This window comes from Paenibacillus sp. FSL K6-1230 (assembly GCF_038002385.1).
Taxonomy (GTDB): Bacteria; Bacillota; Bacilli; order Paenibacillales; family Paenibacillaceae; genus Paenibacillus; species Paenibacillus massiliensis.
Map to the genome: position 1 here is coordinate 5,746,550 of NZ_JBBOCK010000001.1, position 15,928 is coordinate 5,762,477.

A 15,928-nucleotide genomic window follows, 5' to 3' on the forward strand; every position below is an offset into this window, starting at 1 on the left:
ACGCAGCCATGGTTCAATGATAATGATTAGACCGAAGTGGCAAACGATTTTTTGAACTGCTCAATAGCAGCCTTCAATGCAGCTTCGTTATCTGCAACAAGATCCTTCGTATCACGAATGGATTGAAGAATTGCATCATGAGAGGATTGCATGAACAACAGGAATTCCTTCTCGAATCTTCTAACATCCGCTACAGGGATGTCATCGAGATATCCTTTTACTGCTGTATAGAGACTGACAACCTGAAGCTCAACCGCCAGTGGTTGGTTAACACCTTGCTTCAGAATTTCCATCATACGTGCACCACGGTCCAGACGGGCCTTGGTGGACTTATCCAGATCGGAGCCGAACTGGGAGAACGCTTGAAGCTCACGATATTGAGCCAGATCCAGACGCAGGGAGCCTGCTACCTTCTTCATGGCTTTGATCTGAGCGGAGCCACCAACACGGGATACGGAAATACCCACGTTGATCGCCGGACGTTGACCGGAGTAGAACAACTCAGACTCCAGGAATATTTGACCATCCGTGATGGAGATTACGTTCGTAGGAATGTAAGCTGATACATCAGAAGCTTGTGTCTCGATGAACGGCAACGCCGTCATGGAGCCACCGCCAAGCTCATCGTTCAACTTCGCTGCACGCTCTAGCAAACGAGAGTGAAGGTAGAATACATCCCCTGGATAAGCTTCCCGACCTGGAGGACGACGAAGCAACAGGGACAACTCACGATATGCAGAAGCCTGCTTGGTCAGGTCATCATATACGATCAGGACATGCTCGCCCTTGTACATGAAGTACTCACCCATAGCTGCGCCAGCATATGGTGCAATGTAGAGCAATGGAGACGGCTCAGAAGCTGATGCCGTTACAACGATTGTGTATTCCAGTGCACCGTTGCGACGCAGTGTCTCCACTACTTGTGCAACTGTGGATTGTTTTTGACCAATCGCTACATAGATACACTTCATGCCACTGCCTTTTTGGTTCAGGATCGCATCGATTGCAACAGATGTCTTACCAGTCTGACGGTCACCGATGATGAGCTCACGCTGACCACGACCGATTGGAACCATCGCGTCAATCGCTTTTATTCCTGTTTGCATCGGCTCATGTACAGATTTACGAGCCATAACACCAGGAGCCTGGTTCTCAACTGGACGGAATTCCGTAGTTGCGATAGGTCCTTTACCGTCTACTGGCTGACCCAGTGGATTCACGACGCGACCGATCAATGCTTCGCCTACTGGCACCTGCATGATTTGGCCTGTACGTTTCACCTGGCCGCCTTCACGAATATCAATGAATTCACCGAGAATAACGACACCTACGTTGCTCTCTTCTACGTTAAGGGCCAAGCCCAGTACGCCGTTGTCGAACTCAACGAGCTCTCCGGACATAACATTTTCCAGTCCGTATACGCGGGCGATCCCGTCGCCGACCTCTACGACTGTACCGACCTCAACCACTTCAATATCCGTCTTATATTGTTCAATCTGACTCTTGATCAATGTACTGATCTCTTCAGGTCTGATACTCAACTAGGTTCACCCCTATCTTCTATACTCGTCTGTTAAAAGATTTCTCAAGACGCTCCAGCTTGCCTGCCAGACTGCCATCAAACAACGTATCCCCGATGACGACCTTCAGACCACCAAGCACCTCTGGATCGACTACATTTTCCACACGAATCTTCTTGTTCACACGGGCTCCGAACAGAGCGGATACTTCCGCCTTCTCCGCATCATTGAGTGCATATGCAGAATAGACCGTAGCGTCAGCTAGTCCAAGCTTCTCTCCCTCAGTCTCCAGATAGCCCTGCAGGAGTTCTTCGAACAGATTGGCTCTGCCCCGACCCACCAACAGCTTGATCGTATTGATCACAGGAGCCGACAACTTGTCCTGAAAGCTCTCAGCCAGCACTTGCAGCTTGACCGCTTCAGTAATGTTGGGAGAATTGATGAAGCTCAGTATTTGCTTGTCGCCCGAGACAGCTTTTACGAAAGCTCTAAGTTCGTCTTCCGTTTCGATGACCCGGCCTTGCTGCTCTGCTACTTCGTACAAGGCTTTAGCATACCGCTTAGCAACTACTGAGTCACGGTTCATGCTCTGCCTCCTACCTCTTTAAGGTATTTGTCCACAAGCTCTTCTTGAACTTGGCTCTCATTCACTTCTTTTTGAATCAGCTTGGAAGCAATCTGTACAGAGGCTCTGCCCACTTCATTACGCAGAGTGGCCACTGCTTTGTTACGCTCATTCTCGATATCGCGAACAGCTTCGTCCTTCAGACGAGTAGCTTCTTCACGAGCTTCGCCAATGATTTGCTCTGCCTGTCTCGTACCTGTCTGCTTGGATTGCTCCAAGATTTCATAAGCTTCCTGACGAGCCTGTTGCAGTGCTTGTTTTTGCTCCTCTACATAAGCCGTAGCTTGCTCACGTGTTTCTGCTGCTTCCTTCATTTGACGCTGAACCAGTTCACGCCGTTTCTCCATGATGGAGAACAGCGGTCCAAATGCATAACGGTCAAGCAACCAATATAAAATCCCGAAGGCAATCAGAGCAAGCACGAGGGATGTCCATTCAAAATGCAATTGAAGTCACTCCTTTCCGGTGAACGCCTATTCCATAATTCTCATTGATGATATCCAACAAAGAAGGCGCGGATGGCTGTGCCTTCCCCGCCAAACCTTATATATCATGAATTAAGCTGCTGCGTAGAAAATGAACGCGAGTACTACACCGATCAAAGGCAGTACCTCAACCAGACCAACGCCGATGAACATTACCGTTTGCAGGGAAGACTTAGCTTCCGGCTGACGAGCGATACCTTCAACTGTTTTACTGATGATCAGACCGTTACCGATGGATGCTCCAAGCGCACCCAGACCTACTACGATAGCTGCTGCCAATAATGCCCAAACTCCCATTGAAAAAATCCTCCCTCAAATACGTGTATTTTAAAATTAATTATATACAGTTAAGTGTGAAGCTAGCTTCAATACTTAACGTTGAAACCTAGTGCTCCTCATGCGTATCAATCGTTTGCGACAGATACACAAAGGTCAGAATTGTAAAGACAAACGCCTGAATCGAGCCAATGAAAATACTGAAGCCTTGCCATGCAATCAATCCGGCTACTGAAGCGATATATCCGCCGATACCCAGAGCCGACATCTGCAGGATAACAGAGATCAGTACCTCCCCTGCGAAAATATTCGCATAAAGACGAATACCATGTGTTAGTGGCTTGGAAATATTCTCAATCAGGTTAATCGGCAGGAACAGCGGAAACGGCTGCACATAGTGCTTAAAGTATGCCTTGGTATTGCGTGTCATCCCCATAAAGTGAACGATGGCAAAGACGATTAGAGCCAGTCCCAAGGTTACGCTCAAGTCAGCTGTTGGTGACTTCCACCATGCTACAGCTGCATGCGGGTGTGAACCTGGTGCCGCAGAGTGGAACACCTCCTGAACGCTCAGCAGTGGCTTACTGAAAATAGTAGCCGCTTCAGCCGAGTCATAAGAGGTAACGATCCCGAAGGGCAAGCCCAGCATATTCCCGACGAAGATGAACATAATGAGTGTCATCCCCAGGGACAGGAACGGTCTACCTTTCTTGAGATCCATTGTACTGGAAATCAGGCCTTGAACAAATTCTGCGACCCATTCCATGAAATTTTGCAATTTCCCTGGATTCTCGACAGACAAATTGCGAGTTGCAAGGAGGGCAAGGACAAATACAATCGTACTGGTAACAATGAGCATCAATACAATCGACAAGTCGATATGTAATCCTCCAAGCTCAATGATCGGTGATTCGTGCATGTTTTTCTCCCTCCTTTCTCAGTGGTGCTTCTGGTCTTCTCTCAGAGAGAAGATGATGGCAATCACCAGCAATGCAAGATGCCCGGACACAAGGCTTGCCGCTACGGCAATTTCGTTAAAATACCACGGGAATTCCAATGCCAGCACCATGGCCAGTATGGAGGTTGCGGCTCGAAAAATAAACCCGGTCCCAAATACCTTTTTGCGTGATTCACCTGCTGCAGCATCCAGAACCTTTCGTGTCTTGAAAGACATATGAAATACATTTAGACAGCTTACAATAGTTCCTAAGACTAGTCCGTGACCAACGTCACGGTGGTGGGGCATTAGTGCTGATACAAGGAAACAAAGCGCAATAAAGAACAATGCGACCACCCAAAGCGCTCTTTGAAACCGATTTGTCTCACTCATTATTGTCCCTCAGTACCTTTCTTATGACAAGAGCGACATTTGAGATACCTGCAACCAAGCCTACGATAACGCTTACGGCAATCCAAATCCCAAGATGTCCGAAACGATTCCCGAGCCAGTTTCCGATGAGAAATCCGCCATACACACATACGACTAGATTCACGCCAAGAACACTGACCACGCTAGCGGCCTTCCAAACATTTCCCGAGTCCTTGGGCTTGGCTTGCTTGACCATTTTCGTGTCACCCCTGTAATTCCAGTCCATTTTACTTAAATATAAGACACTTTGTCAATTGAATGCTAATGGCTTTCCAGTGGGAAAAAAACGGGTGGAAACTCCCCCTAAAAAGGGTAAAATTCCTTACAAACCGTACAGTTGAACTGTATGCTAACTGTACGGCTTGTATAATATCGAATACAACTATTTTGTGAACATTCTGTGAAACTCTTCCGGACGCTCAGCTTTGACTCCGAAATGGTGAAGAATCGCATTGACAATTCTAACCGAAGCTTTTCCGTCTCCGTATGGATTTGCAGCCTTGCTCATCGTTTCATATAACCCTTTGTCCGTCAGAAGAGCACGTGCACGCGCATAGACTTTCTCTTCGTCAGTCCCAACCAGCTCAAGCGTACCGGCCTCAATCCCCTCTGGACGCTCAGTTGTATCTCGCAATACCAGTACAGGCACACCATAGGAAGGCGCTTCTTCCTGTAATCCGCCAGAGTCTGTCAGAATCAAATGAGTATGCGGATAGAAATTGTGCAGGTCCACTACATCCAATGGATCAATCAGACGAATGCGTGGGTGGTTCCCAAGGATCTCGAATGCAGGCTCCTTCACAGCAGGGCTTGGATGGACCGGATAGACAATCGCTGCATCCTCGAACTCATCCGCAATGCGCTTCACAGCCCGGAAAATGTTGCGATGTGGCTCACCCTGTGATTCGCGACGATGCGCGGTCATGAGAATCAGACGCTTGCCCTGTGCCCATTCAAGCACCGGATGCGTATAGTCCTCACGCACAGTATACTGGAAAACATCCGTAACTGTATTTCCAGTTACGTAGATGTTTTCTTCCAGTTTATTCTCCTTCCGAAGGTTCCCTGCTGACAGATCCGTAGGAGAAAAGTGTAGATCCGATAACACGCCCGTCAGCTGACGATTCATCTCCTCTGGGTATGGAGAGAGCTTATTCCAGGTCCGCAGCCCTGCTTCGACATGGCCGACCTGAATCTGCTGCATGAAGGCCGCATAACTAGCTAAGAACGTCGTAAGCGTATCTCCATGCACCAGTACGATATCTGGCTTGGCTTCCCGAAGCACAGGCTCCAGACCCTGCAGCACTCTAATGGAGATTTCGTTCAAGGTCTGCCGGTCCTTCATAACATCCAGATCGTAATCCGGGTGGATGTTGAATACCTCCAGCACCTGATCCAGCATTTGACGATGCTGAGCAGTTACGCACACGATGGATTCAATATGCTCGGGATGGCGCTCCAGCTCCAGAATAAGCGGGGCCATCTTGATCGCTTCTGGCCGTACTCCAAAAATCGTCATTACTTTAATCTTGGACATGATTAAGCTCCTTTTCACATTAAAGCATGGCCCCGGTAACAATGGTATGTTCATGTGTCCGGGGCCATATTATCTGCTTATAATAGATACTTCCATAAATTACATTATGAATACTTCCCAACCCAACTGCAAACTTCCTGCTTGCTGGCTTTACTTAGTGCCGTAGAGTCGGTCTCCGGCATCCCCCAGACCAGGAATAATGTACCCATGACTGTCCAGACGCTCGTCCAGTGCAGCTACATAGATGTCCACATCAGGGTGTGCATCCTGAACCGCTTTGACGCCTTCGGGAGCTGCAATCAGGTTCATCATTTTAATCTGCGTGCAGCCACGCTTCTTGAGCACATCAATCGCTGCAATTGCCGAACCTCCCGTAGCAAGCATCGGGTCGATGACAATCAGCTCACGCTCAGTAACATCGGTCGGCAGCTTCGTATAATATTCAACAGGCTGCAGTGTCTCCGGATCACGGAACAGCCCGACATGACCTACCTTGGCTGCAGGGAGCAGCTTCACTACGCCATCCAGCATCCCTAGTCCTGCTCGCAGGATCGGTATCAGACCGAGCATACGCCCGGAAATGACTTTGCCTTCCGTCTCTGCCACAGGAGTCTGTACCACAATGCTCTCCAGTGGAATGTCACGTGTAATCTCATAAGCCATCAGCGTCGCTACTTCATCGACCAATTCACGAAAGTCTTTCGTATTCGTGCGTACATCCCGAATGAAGGTCAGTTTGTGTTGAATTAATGGGTGATCGCATATCACCAGTTTACCCATATTAAGTCCCTCCGGTATCCTACTTCATTTCCTTAGCACGCTGTAGTCTCGCGTATAGACCACAGGTGATTGCAGCTTGCTGTAATCGCATGTACTCCACTATACGTTCATTATTATTTCAAATACTAAGCAATCGTATAATGCAGTGAGGGTCTATATTCATTCATTGCCCAACTATAGGTGCTATCGATCCACAAATCTCGTATATTATATCATTCCTTGCCGCTTTTAACACCTGCCTGTGGTAACGAATTAGAGAAATGAAAGAGCCCTCGCCTTTCGGACGAAGACTCCCTCATCTGACTATCTGAATTTCAGATTATCCCATGCCTCTTGGAATTGCTGCATCATATCTTCTTTGGCGATCGCGCCTGCGATATAGGCCTGCATAATACTGCTGAGATCATGATTCAAGCCTTTGGGAAAACGTGAGAAGTTCCAGCTTAGCACTTTGTCTTCCTCTACACGACGGATAATCTCGGCACCGAGGTCACCGACGATATCCGGACTTGTCTTGATGCTCTGGAAGGCAGGCACGAATTTGAACTCCTCTGTGATGTATCTTTTCCCCGTGTCTGAGGTGACCATCCAATTCAGAAAATCTTTGGCCTCCTCCTTCACTGGTGAGTTCTTGTTGACCACCCAATTCGCCGGAACGCCGATGGCCAGGTAATCAGCTAATGCAGGGTCATCATTGACCGGTGTCGGTAGAATGCCGATGTTGAGATCCGGATTGATCCCGTCAATCTGAGGCTGGGTCCAGTTCCCTTGTGGCATCATGGCTGCCTGCCCTGTCGCGAACAACGTCACCTGTGTATTATAATCCGTTGTAAGTGGATAGGGGTTACTATACTCCAGCATCAGGTCCATCAGCTGTACCCAGTCGTCGAACACCGGATTTCCGGGTATTTGATTCGTCTGGGCATCCAGTTCTTCTATGAATCGCTCAGGCTCCTCCTGTCTCGAGAACGGGATGTTCGCCAAATGATTGCTAAGCACCCAATATTCTTGATAAGCATTGGCAAATGGAATGATTCCTTGCTCCTCTAGACGCTGTGCTACCTGCCTCAACTCCGTTAAGGTCTGTGGCAGATCTGTAATCCCTGCTTGCTCGAACAGGTCCCTATTATAAATGAAGCCGAATCCCTCCAGATTCATCGGCTGCCCATATAGCTTGCCATCCTTCGTCATGGGCCGCTTCGCGAAATCATCAAGCTCATTCACCCATGGCTGGTCGGATAAATCCTCAAGATATTCGAACCACGTCTCCATATCCTGATACCCTTCATTGGTAAAGATATCAGGCTCATCACCAGATGAGAACTTTGCCTTCAAAGAAGCTGCGTAATCCATACCTCCTCCGACCGATAATACCTCGACACGAATACCTGGGTGCTCTTTCTCATACTCCGCTACCATCGCCTTCAGCGGCTCAGAGATCTCGACCTTGAACTGGTAGATGTGAATCGTCTTGGAATCCGTACTTTCCTGTGCTCCATTGCTGCAGCTAGTCATAAGCAACAGTACAAGGACAAGCAGGAGGGGGAAGCTTATGGATTTTCGACTGAATATGCGACTGAATCTTCGGCGTCCAAGCATGCTCTCACCCCCTTAACCCTTTACCGCACCGGCTGCAATGCCGGACACGATGTATTTTTGCATCGACAGGAAGAAGATAACGATTGGAGCAATCCCGAGCACAAGTGCGGGCAAAGCCAGATCCCACTGCTTGGTAAATTGACCGAACAGCATATAGGTTGCAATCGGAATTGTATTCAGATCCGGGTCAGACAGAATCAGCGAAGGCATCAAATAGTCATTCCAGATCCAAAGCGTATTAAGTATTAGTACGGTCACGAACATCGGCTGCAGCAGCGGACAGACAATACGGAAGAATACCCCGTAGCGCGAGGTGCCGTCCACGCGGGCCGCCTGTTCAATCTCCAGTGGAACGGACTTGATGAAGCCATGGAACAGGAACACGGACAAGGATGTACCGAAGCCCAGATAGCAGATAATCAGGCCGAACAGGCTATTATTAAGGCCCAGCAGATTCGTTACCTCCATCAGCGGCAGCATAATGGATTGGAACGGTACGACCATGGCCGCCACCAGGATCACGAATAATATGCGGTTAAATACCGTATCATGTCTGACCATCTGGTAAGCAGCCATCGAACTGATTAGCAGCAGCAGTACATTGCTGACAATCGTCACAATGAGCGAGTTCACAAAAGCCTTTGGAAACTCTATGGCCTGCCAAGCCTGCACATAATTGCTCCATTGGAAGGAGGCAGGCCAGGAGGCTGCATCAGACAATATCTCCCCGAACGGCTTCACCGAATTCACCAGCAGAAAATAGAAAGGGATCAGAAAGATCAATGCAATCAGGATCAGAATCAATTCAGCGGCAAATGTGCTTAAACGATACTTATTTGATGTATGCTCCATCTTACATTTCAACCTCCCTCTGCTTGGTCATGCGCACCTGAATGAGTGTAACGATCGCGACAATTACGAAGAAAATCATAGCCTTGGCCGTCCCCAGACCGAGACGATTATTGGTAAAAGCTTCATTATATATGTCCAGCGCTACAGATTCTGTTGATTTGTACGGTCCACCCTTAGTAAGCGCCAGATTCAATTCAAACACCTTGAACGACCAGGAGATCGCAAGAAACAGACAGACCGTCACCGCAGGCATAATTAGCGGAATAATAATCTTGCGCAGTACCTGCATACGGCCTGCACCATCCATCTGAGCGGATTCCAGCAAGGATTGAGGTATATTACTAAGCGAAGATATGTAGATCACCATCAGATAGCCTGCATATTGCCATACGAATACGATGACCGTGCCCCAGAAGGCCGTTGATGCATCACCAAGCCACGGTAGAGTGAAAAAGGACCAGCCTGTAGCTTCTCCTACCGCTGAGAATCCTCTCACGAATATGAACTGCCAGATAAAGCCGAGCAGCAACCCGCCAATCATATTCGGCATAAAGAAAACTGTCCTGAGCGCAAGGCGTGTTCGCAAGGGCCTGGTCAAGAAGAAGGCCAGTAGAAAGCCTAGCACATTGGTTAATACGACACCACATAAGGTAAAGCGTACGGTGAACCAGAATGCATTTCGAAAATCAGGGTCCTTCGTCAGAATGTGAACATAATTATCCCATCCTAGCCAGCGGTTGTGCTGCGATACTCCATCCCAGTCTGTCATGGAGTAGTACAGCCCCAATACGAAGGGAACCACTACAACGGACACGAAAAATATCATCATCGGACCGACAAAAACAAGCTGTCTCATAAGTGCTGAACCCTGTCGATTCAATATCATCCGCTCCTTTGCTATAAAATGAATACCCTTGCACACCATATCTATTTTGTTAATTACCCAATAATTACATATTTAAGCTTACTCAATGAGATGAGACGATTACGTTTATCTCACAGGACAGAACAGCACAACGACAAAAAAGCGCAAGGAATTTACGCGGTACATGACCGCGAATCCTTACGCTTATATCCCTGCTTATTCGATTAAAATCTCACTCCTGGATATTAGTACTGCACACTTGGATAGATTGGATACTGATCAGTCAAGCGGGTAACACGCGCGCGCAGCTCGCCCAGCTTGGTCTCATCCTTCGCATTCTTGAGCGTACCTGCGATGATGCTGCCGATCTCCAGCATGGCATCTTCCTTCATACCACGAGAGGTTGCAGCTGGTGTACCGATCCGAATACCACTCGTAATGAACGGACTAGTCGGGTCAAATGGGATCGCGTTCTTGTTCACTGTAATCCCAATGGAATCCAGCACGTGCTCCGCATCCTTGCCTGTAATATTCAGATTGCGGGTATCAATCAGCATGAGGTGATTGTCTGTACCACCTGATACGATATTGATCCCTTCTTTGACAAGAGTCTCCGCCAGTACCTGCGCATTGCGCACAACCTGCTGCGCATATTCCTTAAAGGATGGATCGAGTGCCTCTCCGAAGGCTACTGCCTTGGAAGCGATCACGTGCATCAATGGCCCGCCTTGGGAACCAGGGAATACAGCCTTATCGATGGCTTGCGCCCAGGATTTGCGAGTCAGAATCATACCACCGCGCGGTCCGCGAAGGGTCTTGTGAGTTGTTGTCGTTACAAATTGGGCATAAGGAACCGGATTCGGGTGCAATCCAGCTGCAACCAGACCTGCGATATGAGCCATATCAACCATGAATAGAGCACCCACATCATTAGCAATGGACGCGAAGGCTTCGAAATCAATCGTACGTGGATAAGCACTCGCTCCTGCAACGATCAGACGAGGACGATGCTTGAAGGCAGCCTTGCGTACTTCATCATAATCAATCAGGAAGTTGTCCTCACGAACTCCATAGGCCGCGAAATTATACAGCAATCCTGAAGCATTAACTGGACTACCGTGCGTCAGGTGACCACCATGAGCCAGATTCATACCCAGAACGGTGTCCCCAGGCTTCAGTGCTGCCAGATACACGGCCATATTCGCCTGTGCACCGGAATGCGGCTGAACATTGGCATGCTCGGCGCCGAACAGTTCCTTGGCACGGTCACGCGCGATGTCCTCCACGATATCTACATGCTCACAGCCGCCATAGTATCTTTTGCCCGGGTAGCCTTCAGCATATTTATTGGTCAGCACTGAGCCCATGGCTTCAATGACTGCTTCACTTACAATATTCTCGGATGCAATCAGCTCAATATTGTTCTGCTGACGCTTCAATTCCAGTCCCATAGCTTCCAGTACAGCCGGATCGTTCTTACGCAAATGTTCCATCATGATAGATAATCCTCCCTGTGATTTTATAATCATTTTAGAATAAATTACATCAGATAGCATCCTTACCCGTTACCACATCAATAACGACATTGCATCATAGAATGGCATTAAAACATGGAATAACGGCATTCATGGCACCGCATTAAGGCATAGGATTCAGTCACAGTTTCCACTTGTATCCGTCTCGCCCAAGACCTTGTACACAGCTCGCTCTCCGCCAATAAGAGGAGGACGAGTGAAGGCTGCCGTCACACGCGCCTGTCCCACATAACGAAGTGATGATCTGTAAGGAACCGCCACTCTTCGCAAGTGCATCCCGATGAGAGTCTCGCCAATGTCCAGGCCCGCATGCGCCTGAATGCGCTCAGCCAAGCAAGGCTGCTGCATCAATTGATAAGCTGCGGCTGCCATGGACCCACCTGCCGTTGGTACGGGGACAGCACCCACTTCATTGAAGCCCATTCGCTCCAGGACCTCACGCTCCAGCACCAAGGCCCGGTTGAGATGCTCGCAGCACTGATAAGCAACAGCGAAGCCAGCCTCCAAGCGAACTTCTTCAATTCCTGCCAGCAGCTGCTTCGCTACCTCAAGCGCACCAGAGGTTCCGATTCGCTGTCCCACCACTTCGCTAGTACTTGCACCCACGACCAGCAGATGACCTGGCCCCAGATGAGCAGCCTCCGCCAGCTCGCGTACAATGCTAGATACCGCAGCCTGCAGCTCCTCTATATGCTTCACATTGCCCATTCCGCGCTCCTCCCTATCCTGCCCAATAAACCCGGCTTCTCCGCCTGACATTCTATCGTCTTCATTATAGCGGATTATTGACTTAGCAATTCATAAAATTCAAATACTTGAGCAACAAAGGAAGGAGTTGAAGCTTAAAAAATGAAAAAAAGAGCAGTCTGCTGCTACGCAGCGTTGCTCTTTTGCCCAGGCGACCGGCCGTATATCTGGTGCTCCATCGTGGTTCAGCCCACTTTTGTCGCCAGTTACACCAGACTCTCTTAACACATGAACATCATAATTCATCTGCAAGCGGAAATCAATATTGGAGTAGCAGTTTTCATTGGAAAAATGTTCATTTCTTTCATGCACAATCCCCAGTGCTCCCTATCCCCTAGTAAGCTTGTCCACCAGTCGATGCAGGGCCGTCCGAATCTCGGCAGCAGCCACCTCATAATCATCCCTTGAGCCGCCGAACGGATCGGAGATATCAAAGCTTGGAATGCGCTGTCGCAACTCGATAATCTTTTCACGCTGCTCCATCGACAGCTCCTGCCCTAAAGCGGCTGCAAGCTCCAAGGAGGCAGCTAACTCGTCCATCTCCTGCAGATCACGTAGCACTCGCTCGTCATCCTCGACGTATTCCTTCAAGGTAAATACTTTCCCTGCCGATTGTGGGAATCGCTGCAGCACATGCTGCTTATGTCCCTGGGTCAAGGTCAGGATCAATTCTGCCCAGTTCATCAATTCCGGATTCAGCGAGGATGATCGAAATTCCTCATAGATATCATGATCCTCCAGCACAGCCTTCGCATGACGGGATATCGTAGCTCCATCCATTGCAGCCACGCCAGCGGAGCGAACCTCCAGATCTAGCTTTCGTTCAGCTGATATTTTACGTAGCATTGCCTCTGCCATAGGGCTGCGGCAAGTATTACCTGTGCAGACAAACAAAATATGCTTCATAGCGATCAGCCTCCCAATACCGTAAGCAACTAAAAAATAAACATAAAGCCAAAGGTCAATAGTATCGTACCTCCGACCATTTCTCCATAGGCTCCTAGCTGTACACTAGCCTTGCGTCCCAGAAGCAAACCGAGCATGGACATCGCGCCTCCACATATCCCGAAGGTAATGACCGTCAGCGCTAGATCACTGTTGAACATTCCAAGTGAAATACCTGCCGAAAAGGAGTCTATGCTCACCCCCAACGCGAATAGCACCATCCCAAGGGTGGAACGGTAATCGAGCATGGGGATACCTTCCCCACGTATAGCATTATAGATCATATGTCCGCCAAGCAGGATAAGCAGCCCACCAGCCACATAGACCGTAACCTGACCCAGAATCGCGCTCATATATTGACCGGTGAACATCCCCAGTAGTGGCATAATGATATGAAACAATGCAATTACCGTACTAATCCGAAGCACATCGAGAAATCGAATTCCTCTCATACCGACCCCAACACCAAGCGACATGGCATCCATGCCAAGTGCCAAAGCCATCATCAAAATGGTCATGAACTGCCCTGTATGAGCTGCAAATTCCTGCATCCACATTCCCCCATGTACATTATCAATCTTGTACACGATATGCGGACAAGGGGGACTTCATACCAAGCTCGTCTAATTCCCTGTGTGAATGATTCGGTTCCCTGCGGCCTTCAGCATGCGATTCATGACAGCTGCTCCCATGCCCTTGAGGGGGCATGCTTCCGCCAGAATGAGGTCCACCCCTTCTTCATCACAGCGACGAAGGAGGGAGTAGAGCCTCTGAGCCGCCTGCTCTGGCGCAGCAAGACTCCCCAGCGAATAGACACATGGATGTGGATAAGCTGCGAGATGCTCATCATAAGCAAGCACAGCTGCACGCTTGTGGCTCTCCGTTGCCTTCGCCAGCTCTGTGCGGATTCGTGCAGCTACGACGTCCACTGATCCGCCCTCTACGATGTACATTGTACCGCGCGGAGCATAATGCGTATATTTGACCCCTGGGGAACGCGGTGCTGTAGGCCCATCAGTAGCATTAGCCGCTTCCTTCAACCCAGGGTCCACCAAGACAGCCTTCACGCCAGAGACAGCCATTAACTGCTCAGCAGTAATGCCACCCGGGCGAAGAATCGTGACCTTCCCATCTGGACTTGTCTCAACGACTGTTGACTCCACACCTACCCCCGTTGGGCCAGCATCGAGGATACCATCAATACGCCCACCAAGATCCTCTAACACGTGAGCAGCCGTCGTCGGGCTAGGTCTACCGGACAGATTCGCGCTGGGAGCCGCTACCGGGCATGCAGCCTCAGCCAGCAGGCGCAAGGCCACTGCATGATCCGGCATACGAACCGCTACCGTATTCAGACCTGCCGTGACCCGGGCCGATAGCACTCCAGCTCTCACTGGCAGCACCAGCGTTAACGGTCCAGGCCAAAATTCCCGTATCAGCTGCTCCGCCAGCTCATCAACATGCTCAACGAGCTCATCGAGCTGAGCACGGTCAGCTATGTGCACAATAAGCGGGTTGTCCGAGGGTCGGCCTTTGGCCTTAAAAATAGAGGATACAGCTTGATCATTACGGGCATCCGCTCCCAGACCGTATACGGTCTCGGTCGGAAATGCCACCGTCTTTCCATGGCGGAGAAGAGCAGCTGCCTCCTGAAAAGCAGCAATATCCGCTGTAGTCTCCATTACCTGAGCACCTGTCTTCGCATCCGGAACATAAGGTTCATCCGCTGCGACTGGCAGATCATCTCCGCTGAGCCGCGGTGTACTGCTCAACGACCAGTAGCGGGTCTCCACCCGCTGGTCAGCTCTACTTGGTAGTGAGCCTGTCACAGGCACACGTTCATCATTCATATGAGTTCATCCTATACTGTATAATCATGGCTCGCATCCATACTTAGCATGCCTGTTATGATCTATTATATCATATTCAATCCCTGTATCCGTAGACAGGGTCTTACTGTGCATTGAGGGATACATGTACAGGAAAGATCGTTCAGGCGAACAAGCTACTTAACCAGTTCCAGCCCTTCACTAGCATATCCCACAGGAAGAAGCGAACCTCCGGCTCCTCGCCAGCCGTTACCGATGACGGGGCATCACCCACTGCTGCTGCCGCCGCTGCGGTATTCCCTTCGCCCGTTGCTGCCCCGACGAAGCAGAGTGGCGGGAACAGCACACACCACCAATTCTGTCCCTGGCCTGAGCCCAACGTGATTCTTACAGCTTCGTAGTCGCCTGCCGGATACAGTCTATTACCATACCACTTGTTCGGAAACGGAACATTGCCGAGCTCAACATTGTATGTATAATTCACATTCCGCAGGGCAAGCTGCTCGCCCACCGTTGCTTCAATCTCAGGAAGACGGGAACGCACCATCCGACGTGCTTCCTGGAGACTCTGCGGCTGATCCAGCTCCGAGACCCATGTGTTCATCTCTTGAACTACAGCATCACGAATCTGCAGCTTCAACAGCTGGTCACTTGGTTGGTCGGAATTCGCCAGGATTCTGAGTCTGATGGATGCTTGTGGAATGGCATCGGATTGTTGAATCCACCCAGGTACAGCAGCATCCACCTTCTGACCTTCCCACGACATAATCCATATCATCAAGCACATGACTAGCATGGCTAATTGTCTCCATCCGCTTCTACTCATCTCAATGCCCTCCCCGAACTCTATCATGTCTATCAGTATGTCCGGTGAGAGAGAGATTAAACCTAGCAATCTATTAAATTCTACGATCATTCTACGATACGACTTCCGTACAAAAAAAACACACCTCGTCCTGGCTGC

Annotated in this window: 18 protein-coding genes and 1 riboswitch; all 18 genes read right to left on the reverse strand. The window is 49.5% G+C overall.

What is annotated here, in order from left to right:
• Positions 1-26: 26 nt before the first annotated feature.
• The 18 genes from atpA to spoIIR all read right to left on the reverse strand — a co-directional run bounded on the left by atpA (position 27) and on the right by spoIIR (position 15,790).
• Entirely contained in the window at positions 27-1,541 is a 1,515-nt protein-coding gene (gene atpA / locus MKX74_RS25460) for a F0F1 ATP synthase subunit alpha (protein ID WP_018884149.1), read from the reverse strand.
• A gap of 19 nt (positions 1,542-1,560) precedes the next feature.
• On the reverse strand, positions 1,561-2,106 hold the full coding sequence (locus tag MKX74_RS25465; RefSeq protein ID WP_025681507.1) for a F0F1 ATP synthase subunit delta: 546 nt from the start codon (positions 2,104-2,106) through the stop codon (positions 1,561-1,563).
• On the reverse strand, positions 2,103-2,591 hold the full coding sequence (gene atpF / locus MKX74_RS25470) for a F0F1 ATP synthase subunit B (RefSeq protein WP_018884147.1): 489 nt from the start codon (positions 2,589-2,591) through the stop codon (positions 2,103-2,105). Before atpF ends, MKX74_RS25465 begins: the two co-directional genes overlap by 4 nt.
• Positions 2,592-2,702: 111 nt before the next feature.
• Complete coding sequence (atpE, locus tag MKX74_RS25475) at positions 2,703-2,927, reverse strand: F0F1 ATP synthase subunit C (RefSeq protein WP_018884146.1); 225 nt, start codon at positions 2,925-2,927, stop codon at positions 2,703-2,705.
• Between the two features lie 88 nt (positions 2,928-3,015).
• Positions 3,016-3,825, reverse strand: a complete 810-nt coding sequence (atpB, locus tag MKX74_RS25480) for a F0F1 ATP synthase subunit A (RefSeq protein ID WP_341180172.1) — start codon at positions 3,823-3,825, stop codon at positions 3,016-3,018.
• 18 nt (positions 3,826-3,843) lie between these two features.
• Positions 3,844-4,236 carry an ATP synthase subunit I gene (locus MKX74_RS25485; protein WP_026281033.1) on the reverse strand — a complete coding sequence of 131 codons (393 nt, stop codon included), beginning with the start codon at positions 4,234-4,236 and terminating at the stop codon, positions 3,844-3,846.
• On the reverse strand, positions 4,229-4,471 hold the full coding sequence (locus MKX74_RS25490) for an AtpZ/AtpI family protein (RefSeq protein ID WP_018884143.1): 243 nt from the start codon (positions 4,469-4,471) through the stop codon (positions 4,229-4,231). The genes MKX74_RS25485 and MKX74_RS25490 overlap by 8 nt, the downstream gene beginning before the upstream one ends.
• Before the next feature lie 186 nt (positions 4,472-4,657).
• Complete coding sequence (gene wecB / locus MKX74_RS25495; RefSeq protein ID WP_341180173.1) at positions 4,658-5,812, reverse strand: non-hydrolyzing UDP-N-acetylglucosamine 2-epimerase; 1,155 nt, start codon at positions 5,810-5,812, stop codon at positions 4,658-4,660.
• 150 nt (positions 5,813-5,962) lie between these two features.
• Positions 5,963-6,592, reverse strand: coding sequence for a uracil phosphoribosyltransferase (gene upp / locus MKX74_RS25500; protein WP_018884140.1), 630 nt, complete (start codon positions 6,590-6,592; stop codon positions 5,963-5,965).
• A 303-nt stretch (positions 6,593-6,895) separates the two neighbouring features.
• Positions 6,896-8,107, reverse strand: a complete 1,212-nt coding sequence (locus MKX74_RS25505) for an ABC transporter substrate-binding protein (protein ID WP_445667335.1) — start codon at positions 8,105-8,107, stop codon at positions 6,896-6,898.
• A 96-nt stretch (positions 8,108-8,203) separates the two neighbouring features.
• Positions 8,204-9,043 (reverse strand): carbohydrate ABC transporter permease, encoded by an 840-nt coding sequence (locus MKX74_RS25510; protein WP_341180175.1) that lies wholly within the window; start codon positions 9,041-9,043, stop codon positions 8,204-8,206.
• A gap of 1 nt (position 9,044) precedes the next feature.
• Positions 9,045-9,899, reverse strand: coding sequence for a carbohydrate ABC transporter permease (locus tag MKX74_RS25515; protein ID WP_404821474.1), 855 nt, complete (start codon positions 9,897-9,899; stop codon positions 9,045-9,047).
• Positions 9,900-10,153: 254 nt separating this feature from the next.
• Complete coding sequence (glyA, locus tag MKX74_RS25520; protein WP_341180176.1) at positions 10,154-11,404, reverse strand: serine hydroxymethyltransferase; 1,251 nt, start codon at positions 11,402-11,404, stop codon at positions 10,154-10,156.
• A 156-nt stretch (positions 11,405-11,560) separates the two neighbouring features.
• Positions 11,561-12,151, reverse strand: a complete 591-nt coding sequence (locus tag MKX74_RS25525; RefSeq protein WP_341180177.1) for a TIGR01440 family protein — start codon at positions 12,149-12,151, stop codon at positions 11,561-11,563.
• A gap of 177 nt (positions 12,152-12,328) precedes the next feature.
• Positions 12,329-12,410, reverse strand: a riboswitch (ZMP/ZTP riboswitch).
• A 107-nt stretch (positions 12,411-12,517) separates the two neighbouring features.
• Entirely contained in the window at positions 12,518-13,096 is a 579-nt protein-coding gene (locus MKX74_RS25530; protein WP_018884134.1) for a low molecular weight protein arginine phosphatase, read from the reverse strand.
• A 29-nt stretch (positions 13,097-13,125) separates the two neighbouring features.
• On the reverse strand, positions 13,126-13,686 hold the full coding sequence (locus MKX74_RS25535) for a manganese efflux pump MntP (RefSeq protein ID WP_341180658.1): 561 nt from the start codon (positions 13,684-13,686) through the stop codon (positions 13,126-13,128).
• 72 nt (positions 13,687-13,758) lie between these two features.
• A complete protein-coding gene (locus tag MKX74_RS25540; protein WP_445667293.1) occupies positions 13,759-14,985 on the reverse strand; it encodes an L-threonylcarbamoyladenylate synthase in 1,227 nt (408 codons plus the stop codon).
• A gap of 142 nt (positions 14,986-15,127) precedes the next feature.
• On the reverse strand, positions 15,128-15,790 hold the full coding sequence (gene spoIIR / locus MKX74_RS25545) for a stage II sporulation protein R (RefSeq protein ID WP_341180178.1): 663 nt from the start codon (positions 15,788-15,790) through the stop codon (positions 15,128-15,130).
• Between the last annotated feature and the right edge of the window lie 138 nt (positions 15,791-15,928).

Excerpts from the sequence above, each read along its gene's own strand:
- MKX74_RS25515 (WP_404821474.1), bottom strand. The coding sequence starts at position 9,899 with ATGAGACAGCTTGTTTTTGTCGGTCCGATGATGATATTTTTCGTGTCC.
- atpE (WP_018884146.1), bottom strand. The coding sequence starts at position 2,927 with ATGGGAGTTTGGGCATTATTGGCAGCAGCTATCGTAGTAGGTCTGGGT.
- MKX74_RS25540 (WP_445667293.1), bottom strand. The coding sequence starts at position 14,985 with ATGAATGATGAACGTGTGCCTGTGACAGGCTCACTACCAAGTAGAGCT.
- glyA (WP_341180176.1), bottom strand. The coding sequence starts at position 11,404 with ATGATGGAACATTTGCGTAAGAACGATCCGGCTGTACTGGAAGCTATG.
- MKX74_RS25510 (WP_341180175.1), bottom strand. The coding sequence starts at position 9,043 with ATGGAGCATACATCAAATAAGTATCGTTTAAGCACATTTGCCGCTGAA.
- MKX74_RS25530 (WP_018884134.1), bottom strand. The coding sequence starts at position 13,096 with ATGAAGCATATTTTGTTTGTCTGCACAGGTAATACTTGCCGCAGCCCT.
- MKX74_RS25525 (WP_341180177.1), bottom strand. The coding sequence starts at position 12,151 with ATGGGCAATGTGAAGCATATAGAGGAGCTGCAGGCTGCGGTATCTAGC.
- MKX74_RS25535 (WP_341180658.1), bottom strand. The coding sequence starts at position 13,686 with ATGCAGGAATTTGCAGCTCATACAGGGCAGTTCATGACCATTTTGATG.
- MKX74_RS25465 (WP_025681507.1), bottom strand. The coding sequence starts at position 2,106 with ATGAACCGTGACTCAGTAGTTGCTAAGCGGTATGCTAAAGCCTTGTAC.
- wecB (WP_341180173.1), bottom strand. The coding sequence starts at position 5,812 with ATGTCCAAGATTAAAGTAATGACGATTTTTGGAGTACGGCCAGAAGCG.
- atpB (WP_341180172.1), bottom strand. The coding sequence starts at position 3,825 with ATGCACGAATCACCGATCATTGAGCTTGGAGGATTACATATCGACTTG.
- MKX74_RS25490 (WP_018884143.1), bottom strand. The coding sequence starts at position 4,471 with ATGGTCAAGCAAGCCAAGCCCAAGGACTCGGGAAATGTTTGGAAGGCC.
- spoIIR (WP_341180178.1), bottom strand. The coding sequence starts at position 15,790 with ATGAGTAGAAGCGGATGGAGACAATTAGCCATGCTAGTCATGTGCTTG.
- upp (WP_018884140.1), bottom strand. The coding sequence starts at position 6,592 with ATGGGTAAACTGGTGATATGCGATCACCCATTAATTCAACACAAACTG.
- MKX74_RS25485 (WP_026281033.1), bottom strand. The coding sequence starts at position 4,236 with ATGAGTGAGACAAATCGGTTTCAAAGAGCGCTTTGGGTGGTCGCATTG.
- MKX74_RS25505 (WP_445667335.1), bottom strand. The coding sequence starts at position 8,107 with ATGACTAGCTGCAGCAATGGAGCACAGGAAAGTACGGATTCCAAGACG.